Source organism: Clostridia bacterium (genome assembly GCA_017410375.1).
Taxonomy (GTDB): Bacteria; Bacillota; Clostridia; order RGIG6154; family RGIG6154; genus RGIG6154.
This window is the reverse complement of sequence record JAFQQW010000057.1, coordinates 1-8,923: the sequence shown is the minus strand read 5'-3', so window position 1 is coordinate 8,923 and position 8,923 is coordinate 1. Positions and strand designations below refer to the sequence as shown.

At 43.3% G+C, this 8,923-nt stretch carries 7 protein-coding genes; 3 read left to right on the top strand and 4 right to left on the bottom strand.

The genetic code is table 11. The features are described 5' to 3' along the window. Positions 1–214: 214 nt before the first annotated feature. From IJE10_08975 to IJE10_08965, 3 genes are all read right to left on the bottom strand, one after another. Entirely contained in the window at positions 215–523 is a 309-nt protein-coding gene (locus tag IJE10_08975; GenBank protein ID MBQ2968234.1) for an AzlD domain-containing protein, read from the bottom strand. Next, positions 513–1,229 carry an AzlC family ABC transporter permease gene (locus IJE10_08970; GenBank protein MBQ2968233.1) on the bottom strand — a complete coding sequence of 239 codons (717 nt, stop codon included), beginning with the start codon at positions 1,227–1,229 and terminating at the stop codon, positions 513–515. Before IJE10_08970 ends, IJE10_08975 begins: the two co-directional genes overlap by 11 nt. Before the next feature lie 331 nt (positions 1,230–1,560). Next, positions 1,561–3,195, bottom strand: a complete 1,635-nt coding sequence (locus tag IJE10_08965) for an AMP-binding protein (GenBank protein MBQ2968232.1) — start codon at positions 3,193–3,195, stop codon at positions 1,561–1,563. Between the two features lie 149 nt (positions 3,196–3,344). Between IJE10_08965 and IJE10_08960 the strand changes: the two genes are divergently transcribed. Beyond that, complete coding sequence (locus IJE10_08960; GenBank protein MBQ2968231.1) at positions 3,345–3,929, top strand: DUF1836 domain-containing protein; 585 nt, start codon at positions 3,345–3,347, stop codon at positions 3,927–3,929. 697 nt (positions 3,930–4,626) lie between these two features. After that, positions 4,627–5,142, top strand: a complete 516-nt coding sequence (locus tag IJE10_08955; GenBank protein ID MBQ2968230.1) for a hypothetical protein — start codon at positions 4,627–4,629, stop codon at positions 5,140–5,142. Between the two features lie 121 nt (positions 5,143–5,263). Here the strand turns inward: IJE10_08955 and IJE10_08950 are convergent, their stop codons facing one another. Then, positions 5,264–7,345 (bottom strand): glutamine synthetase III, encoded by a 2,082-nt coding sequence (locus tag IJE10_08950; GenBank protein MBQ2968229.1) that lies wholly within the window; start codon positions 7,343–7,345, stop codon positions 5,264–5,266. A gap of 354 nt (positions 7,346–7,699) precedes the next feature. Here IJE10_08950 and IJE10_08945 point away from each other — a divergent pair, with 354 nt between their 5' ends. Then, the gene (locus tag IJE10_08945; GenBank protein ID MBQ2968228.1) at positions 7,700–8,764 is read left to right on the top strand and encodes a carbamoyl phosphate synthase small subunit; all 1,065 of its coding nucleotides are present in this window, start codon (positions 7,700–7,702) and stop codon (positions 8,762–8,764) included. The last annotated feature ends 159 nt before the right edge of the window (positions 8,765–8,923 follow it).

Here is an 8,923-nt window from a genome sequence, read left to right as displayed (position 1 = left end):
TTTTGGGTACCACAAGAGAGCTTGCTTAGGCTGCGACTACATTAAAATAAGCTCCCTCTTGCAACACACAAAATTGCTGTGCCCTAACGGGCGCAATTTTGGTTGCGGCGCCACGAACTTCTCGCTGTATCCGTCACCGACAGCGCTTCGGGTTCGTGCCAAACATTTTTTCCTATTCCCTAAAAAAGGGCTGTAATAAATTTACAGCCCCTTTTTATACGAGAAACAGTTCTAAAATGAATACGGTGGCGCAGGAGGCGACGGCAACGGGGAAAAGTCCCAGCTTCAGCCAGGCGAGCACCATGCCCACGATTAACGCACAAAGTCCTGCAACGGGACTTTCGGTGGCGTTTACAATTGCCGGGAAGGTCATCACCGCTAAAGTGACATACGGCACATAATACAAAAAGGAACGGATAAATTTATTTTTGATTTCCTTGCGGATTAAGGTCATGGGCAACACGCGAATCAGGTAAGTCACCAGCATCATAATCAGCATATAAATCCAGATATTATTTTTCATCTTCTTTGCCCTCCTTTAACGGGAAAAGCCATGCAAACACCGCTGAAATCACCACAGTCAGTAAAATAATAACCGTACCCTCGGACAGCACCTTGCTTAAGCCGGAATACGCGGCAATTCCGCTTAAAGCCATAGAAACCAGGACGGCACCGCGCACAATTTTGTCCTTGCGCGCAGGCGGAATGATGATAGCAAGAAACATGCCGTAAAGCCCGACACTTAAGGCACTTACGATGTTTGGCGGCAGGACATTGCCCATCACAACACCCAGATATGTTCCAATCGCCCAGCCCGGTGCGGCAGTGGTTACAACCCCGTAAGAATATATGGGATTGAGCTTACCGGGACAGTTCATGTCCAGGGCAAAAATCTCGTCGGTAATATGAAAAGAAACCAATAGTCGATGCCATATGGAGGTTTCGGGCGAGATTTTCTGACTTAAAGCACAACTCATTAAAAGATATCTGGCGTTTGCCACGAACATCATCAACGCAAGCTCCAGGTAACTTGCGCCTGCCAAAATCAGGGTAAAGCCTGCATACTCACCTGCCGATGCGTTTACCGTAAGACTGGTCAGCATTGCCTGCAACGCCGTAAGCCCTGCGTTTTTGGCGGTAATACCCAATGCAAAGGACACCGCAAAATAGCCAAGCCCCACCGGAATGCCGTCTTTTACGCCTTTGGCGTACAATCGTTTTGTGCTCAAAAATCTCACCTCTTTTCATCTTTACTATTTTAATACATTTTTCTCGTTTTGTCTACTATTTTTTTAAAAGAGCCGTCATTTTATTTAGTCCCTTACAAAGGGACAGGAAAAAATGTTTGAAATGGACAAACCGAACCTGAAAGGGTAAATCCGCGATTATACATAGGTATATCGCGGGCGAGGTTTGTTAGCAAAAGAGCATCAAATAAAAGGGAAAGCCACTCCTCGCGTGGCTTTCCTGCATTTAGTTTATTAAACTATAATTCTGAACTGTTTTCGTCCATTAAGTCCCCGTGCTTTTGCGGTTCGGACTTTTTTTATATCCCGTCAATTATAATTTAGCAAGCTCTACGTTACGCTTCACTTTTGCGGTGGTGGTTTTTTCCATGGCTTTGTCGGTTACATGGAAATCGCGGATTTGCTTGTAATCCACCAGGGTTTCGTTCACCTTTTTGATTTGCGGTTCGATGGCGGCGTACGCCTTTTCTTCGCTATCAAACAGGTCTTTATCGTACACGATTTTTGCGCAAAGTCTTTCTTTGCCACCCTCTTCTTTTACGTACACAAGGCTTTCGTTTACCCCGTCTAAAGCATCCAAGAGCTGTTCTAATTCTTCGGGGAACACGTTTTTACCGTTGTTTAATACAATTACATTTTTCTTTCTGCCGGTAATGAACACATAGCCGTCTTTGTCCATATAACCCATGTCACCGGTGTAGAACCAGCCGTCTTTGAGGACTTCCCGGGTCGCTTCTTCATTTTCATAATAGCCCAGCATCACGTTCGGCCCCTTGGCAATAATTTCACCGATGCCTTTTTCGTCTTTGCCTGCAATGTCTAAGGTTACGTCGTGCATCGCGTAGCCGATAGAGCCTCTCTTCAGCTGACCGGGGCGCTCTGCTGAAAGCACAGGAGCGGTTTCGGTCAGACCGTAGCCCTGAATCATATCAATGCCGATACCGTTGAAGAAATCGGAAATTTCAGAGTCCAATGCAGATGCACCGCTAATCATTACCTTTAAATTTCCGCCTAAGGATTCGTGAATTTCTGCAAAAATCTTTTTACGGATGTCAATGCCGAGCTTTCTTAAGAATTTGGTCAGCTTTAAGCCAAACTGAACGGTTTTGGTTTTGCCCTTTTCTTCGACAGCTTTAAAAATGGTCTTGCGCACCGCATTGAAAATCGCAGGCACGCCCACCAGAAGGCTTACCTTGTATTCGTTTAAGCATTTGGCGATTCTAAGCCCCTCGGGGAACACGGTTTTAACGCCGGTTGCCATAAACAGGGTCATCGCGCCCACACCAAAGGAATGATGGAACGGAATGAGCGCAGCATATATAAGTCCCTTAAAATCTAAAATTTCGCAAAGGTCTACCGTGTTGCTGAGTAAATTTCTCTGAGAAAGCATAACGCCCTTGGATTCTGCGGTCGTGCCCGAGGTAAACATTAAAATGCCCAAAGCATTTTCGTCAATGGGGTTTCTTTCGCAGAGGCTTCTGTCTTTTTCTAAAAGTGCTTTACCCTCTGCAATCACCTTTAAAAAGCCGTCCTTTGCTTCTTCGCCGTTCATGCAATGGGATTCGATGCCCTCGAATTTTGCCATGGTGTTTCTGTGGTTTCTGGTGTAGAAAAAGCCCTTTGCATGGCTTCTTTCAATCAGGCGCTCAATTTCTTCGGGGAACAGTCTGTTGTCCATGGGCACAGAAACCAGTCCTGCATACATGGTGCCGTAAAATACAACTGCCCATTCATAGCAGTTTACGCCAATTACACCCACCTTGTCACCGGGCTTATAGCCTTTTTCGGTTAAATATGCCGCCAGGGCACGGATTTCTTCTGCCAGTTCACCAAAGGAAATTTCGCGATACGTATCTTCTGCAAGCTTTACGGTAAATGCAATGCTGTCTTTGTGGCTTTTTTCCACATGCTCAAACAGTGTACGCACATTTTTAAAGTACAATCTCATATTTTCTCTCCTTTTCTAATTTCCGAAACAATTACATCTAGTATTTAATACTATGTTACCACGTTTTCTAAATCTTGTCAAGTATTTGCTTGCAATTTTATATAATTTATGATAAAATAAGAACAGAAGTTTTTACAAGGAGTGATTATATGTATAATCAGAAAAAACTGTCTGCCGAGTTTTCGGCTTGGGATAAGCATTTAAACGAGCAAAAGCTCCCCACCTGGGACGAATTGCCCGATTTAGAGCTTTATATGGATCAGGTGTTGATTCTGATTAACCGTTATACCAATATTTTTAATCCCACAGGTCAGGCACCTGCGGTTACACCGCCCATGATTAACAATTATGTTAAGCAAAAGACCATTCCCGCGCCCAACAACAAAAAATACGGACGTGTGCATCTGGCATATCTGATTATGGTGTGCACCTTAAAGCAGGCACTCACCATCGCAACCATTGAAAAAATGATTCCGTTTGGGCTGGAGGAAGAAAAGGTTAAAGACATTTACAATTCCTTTGCGGAAAACCAAAGAAAAGCCTTTTCGTATGTATCCGAGCAGGTTTCAAGGGTTGCAGAGCCTATTTTAACCGAGGAAGGCATCAATCCGCTGCGGATGCAGGACCTGATATTGCAGGTGGCAATTACCGCCAACATTTTTAAAACCTTAACCGACCACATCACCGAGCTTTCGGTGCCGACCCCCAAATCCGAAGAAACGCAAAAGAAATAAAAATCGTGCGTATCCTGCAAAAGGATACGCACTTTTATTATACTTGAAATCTATATTTTTTTGTGATATAATGTTCATACCACATATTTAATTTATACAAATTAATATTTTGTTGCCCGGAGGGTACGCTATCTTTGTAAAAAGGCGTACACTCTTGTTTCGCTATACCTCTGGGCAAATTGGTCAGTGTATAAGTTAAATGTGTGGTAACATTTGAAACTTGAGTCGCTTCGCTTTTTTGGTGCGTGGCTCGTTCAAAGGGTTACGCACTTTTTTATTACAGAGGTATATTATTATGGAAAGCAAACCAAAAATCTGTTGTTTTATCGGACACCTCAAGTACTCGCTTTATGGGATTCTTCGCTTACGCTCAGAATGACAAGCTTAATTTTCAGCTTGCAGTAGAACGACTTTTCGACGTTCTGAAGTGTTATACTTGAAATCTGTATTTTTTTATGATATAATATATTTGCTACAAACTTATACTGCCTTACGCAGTCAATTTAATATTTTATTGCCTAGAGGGTACGCTATCTTTGTAAAAAGGCGTACACTCTTGTTTCGCTATACCTCTGGGCAATTTGTCTGCGGATAGTATAAGTGCGTAGCAACATTTTGAAACTTGAGTCACTTCGCTTTTTTGGTGCGTGGCTCATTCAAAGGGTTACGCACTTTTTTATTACAGAGGTATATTATTATGGAAAGCAAACCAAAAATCTGTTGTTTTATCGGGCACCGCAAGGTAAAGGACGCGGAAAAGCTGAAAGAAAAACTGTTTAACATCATTGAAACATTCATAATCCGCGGAACGGATACCTTTTTATTCGGCAGTAAAAGCGAATTCAATGACATTTGCTACAATATAGTCACTGCGCTGAAACAAAAACACGTTTCTGTACGCCGTATCTACATCCGTGCAGAATATCCTGAAATCAACGACGACTACAAATCGTATCTGCTTGAAAAATATGAGGACACTTATTTTCCTGAACGGGCAAAAAATGCAGGGAAAGCTGTTTACATCGAACGGAATTTTGAAATGATAGACCGGGCAAATGTATGTGTTTTCTATTATGACGAAAAATATCTTCCTCCCCAAACGAAAAAAGGGCGCTATTCCGTAACGGAACATCAGCCTGCAAGCGGAACAAAAACAGCATACGAATATGCGATGAAAAAGGGAAAAGAAATTGTAAATTTACTGCCCTTCTGAATCCTTTTTTATGTTGAACTTGGTATAACACTCACTTTATGGGATTCTTCGCTATCGCTCAGAATGACAAAAAAACCCAAACCGCCATTTAGCGGTTTGGGGTTTTTCACAAAGTGTTATTTTATAATGAAAAAAGTAATTCGCTGTATGTAGGATAGGGCCAGTATTCTGCCGAAACCTCGGTTTCCAATTTATCTGCCACAGCGCGGACTGCCTGCATCGCATCCGAAACTTCTTTTGCAAAATATTGTGCTTTTTCCAAAGTCGTTTCTTTGCGGTTTGCTTCATCAATAGCGTATTCAAGCTCTTCAATATTGGAAAGGAGCACGCTTGAACGTTCGGAAATATCGGTCAGCAATGTGCTTTCCGCATCCTGATTGATGCCCAAATTGCCTTTTAACTGACAACTTTCAGCCAACGATTTGGCATACTTCATACAAGCGGGCAACACTTCACGTCTTGCCATATCCAAAAGGGTTTTCGCCTCAATGTTTACGGTTTTTGCATACGTTTCAATTAAGATATCCTGACGGGATTCCACTTCGTTGCGTGTTAAAACACCGTGCTTTTCAAACAAAGCGATGTTTTCTTCTCTTGTAAATAAAGGCAACGCATCTACGGTTGTTTTCAAGTTATAAAGACCGCGTCTTTCTGCCTCATCCACCCATTCCTGTGCATAATTATTTCCGTTAAACAAAATTCTCTTGTGCTTTGTAATGGTTTCTTTAAGCAATGTCCACAATTCTTCTTCAAAATCCTCTGCTTTTTCCAAACGGTCTGCAAACTGAGAAAGGGCATCTGCCACAATGGTGTTAATCATATAGTTAATGCACGCGATAGACATAGCAGACCCCGGCATTCTGAATTCAAATTTGTTACCGGTAAAGGCAACGGGACTGGTACGGTTACGGTCGGATGTATCTTTTTTCATATCGGGCAAAAGGTCAACGCCAAGCTCTAATTTTTCTTTTTCAAGGTTTTCCATATCTTTATCGCGTTCAATGGATTTTAACACCTTGGTCAAATCCTCGCCAAGGAAAATAGACACGATGGCAGGCGGTGCTTCGCTGGCACCAAGTCTATGGTCGTTGCTTGCAGATGCAACCGAAATACGAATTAAATCCTGATGCTCATCCACCGCTTTAATTACTGCCAGCAAAAACAGTAAAAATCTCGGATTATTTCGCGGATTGGAGCCGGGCTTTAACAAATTGCCCACCCCGTCTGCCGAAAGGGACCAGTTGTTGTGCTTACCCGAGCCGTTTACACCCGCAAAAGGCTTTTCGTGCAGTAAGCAAACCATGTCATGGCGTTCTGCAATCCGTTTCATTTCTTCCATCATCAACTGATTCTGATCGGTAGAAAGATTGCTTGTATTAAAGAGCGGTGCAAGCTCATGCTGTGCAGGTGCCGCCTCGTTATGCTTGGTTTTGGACACAACACCCAGTTTCCATAAGGTTTCGTCCAAATCTTTCATATAAGAAGTAACCCTTGATTTGATGGCACCAAAATAATGGTCATCCATTTCCTGACCCTTGGGCGGTTTAGCACCAAGCAAAGTTCTGCCGGTAAAAATCAGGTCTTTTCTTTTATTATAAAGTTCTTTATCTACCAGAAAATATTCCTGTTCCGCACCTACCTGTGCATCTACATGTGCCGTTTCGATGCCGAACAGTTTTAACACGCGTCTTGCCTGATTGTCTAGCGCCTGCATGGAACGCAGAAGGGGTGTTTTTTTATCCAGAATATCGCCCGTAAAGGCACAAAATACCGTGGGTATGTAAAGGGTTCCGTCTTTTACAAAGGCATAGGAACTGGGGTCCCAGGTGGTATAGCCACGCGCTTCAAAGGTTGCACGCAAGCCTCCCGACGGAAAGCTCGAGGCATCCGATTCCCCTTTAATCAGCTCTTTTCCCTTAAATTCCATAATCACTTCGCAGTTGGAAACGGGGGTTATGAAGCTGTCGTGCTTTTCCGCGGTGATGCCGGTCATGGGCTGAAACCAATGGCTGTAATGGGTTGCACCCTTTTCGATTGCCCAGTCCTTCATGGCAGTTGCCACATCGGTTGCAAGAGACGGGTCTAACGGCTGTCGCTCTTCGATGGTCTTTTTAACCGCCTGAAACACGTCGGGCGCCAGCATTTTTTCCATGACTTTTTCATTGAACACGTCACTGCCGAAAATTTCGGGAACTCTTGTCATCTCTTCTCCTCCTGTTTCCTGTAAACGACTAAAAAAACGCCGACCGTTCTTACTGCTGTGGCGTCGCCGTTTTGTTTTTTATATTTTAACATACCCGCCTCCCACTGTCAACCTTTTTCATGAAATAAAGTTTTGACGCTCTGCTTCATTTTATGTGAAAGCATGAAAAAAATACCAAATTTTTTTGAAAAAATATTACATTAAATCTTTACATGCCTTTAAAAATGTGGTATACTATAGGTTAGAAATTTAGGGACTTTACAGTTCCGACAAAAAATTTTTATCCAAAATACGTAAGAAATTACGTTTTCGAAATTTATATGGTTTTGCGCTGCAAAACGGAAAGGACTTTTTATGGACGCATATCTCTTGTTGGAAAACGGAACTGTTTTCGCCGGAAAAGCCTTTGGCAAACAGAAGGAAACGGTTGCAGAGCTTGTATTTAATACACAGGTTGTCGGCTACCTGGAGGTGCTCACAGACCCCAATTACTTAGGACAGGCTGTGGTACAGACCTTCCCGCTCATCGGCAACTACGGTGTCATCCCCGCTGATTTTGAAAGTGATTTGTTCGCCCCTGCCGCATACATTGTGCGCTCGGTTTGCGATGCACCTTCCAACTTCCGCTGTGAGGGCAAGCTCAATGATTTGATGATTGAAAAGGGCATCCCCGGCATTTACGGCATTGATACCCGTCAGCTCACCAAGATTTTGCGTAACGAAGGCACCATGAACGGTCTTTTAACCTATCAGGACCCCGCGCAGAACAAAGCAGCGCTTTTAGAAAAAATCAAAGCGTATAAAGTAGAAAATGCAGTAAACAAAGTAACCACCAAGGAAATGAAGACCTTGACCAGGGAAGGTAACGTAAAAACCGTTGCGGTTTATGATTTCGGTGTAAAGAACAGCATTTTAAACGGCATCCTGGACAGCGGTTTTAACATCACCTTACTTCCAGCAGACACCAAAGCAGATAAGGCTCTTGCCTTAAAGCCCGACGGCTTCATTTTATCAGACGGCCCCGGAAATCCTGCAGAATATAAAGACATCATTCAGGAAATCAAAGCTCTTGGAGACAGCACACCGATTTTTGCCATGGGTCTCGGGCATCAGCTTTTAGCTCTTGCCAAGGGTGCGAAAACAGAAAAACTTACTTTCGGTCACCACGGCTCCAATCAGCCGGTTAAAAATTATGAAAACGGCAAAACCTACATCACAACCCAGAATCATAACTTTGTTGTGGTAAAGGACAGCCTGCCTGAAGGTGCTGATGCGTTCATGTTAAATGCCAACGACAAGAGCGTTGAGGCTATCCGCTACGGTAAAAACGTGCTTTCCTGCCAATTCCAGCCGGAATTTGAGAAAAGCGATTTAAATACTTCATTCCTGTTCGAACAATTTAAAAACGAAATTTGCTAAAGGAGGAAAACACTATGCCGAAAAATCCGGATATTAAAAAGACACTTGTTATCGGCTCCGGCCCGATTGTAATCGGTCAGGCGGCTGAATTTGACTATGCCGGCACCCAGGCGTGTCAGGCACTTCGTGCAGACGGCATCGAAGTTGTTTTGGTAAACT

What these genes read in the sequence shown, in the direction of transcription:
- IJE10_08975 (MBQ2968234.1), bottom strand. Translation starts at nt 523, where the DNA reads ATGAAAAATAATATCTGGATTTATATGCTGATTATGATGCTGGTGACT.
- IJE10_08965 (MBQ2968232.1), bottom strand. Translation starts at nt 3,195, where the DNA reads ATGAGATTGTACTTTAAAAATGTGCGTACACTGTTTGAGCATGTGGAA.
- IJE10_08960 (MBQ2968231.1), top strand. Translation starts at nt 3,345, where the DNA reads ATGTATAATCAGAAAAAACTGTCTGCCGAGTTTTCGGCTTGGGATAAG.
- IJE10_08955 (MBQ2968230.1), top strand. Translation starts at nt 4,627, where the DNA reads ATGGAAAGCAAACCAAAAATCTGTTGTTTTATCGGGCACCGCAAGGTA.
- IJE10_08950 (MBQ2968229.1), bottom strand. Translation starts at nt 7,345, where the DNA reads ATGACAAGAGTTCCCGAAATTTTCGGCAGTGACGTGTTCAATGAAAAA.
- IJE10_08945 (MBQ2968228.1), top strand. Translation starts at nt 7,700, where the DNA reads ATGGACGCATATCTCTTGTTGGAAAACGGAACTGTTTTCGCCGGAAAA.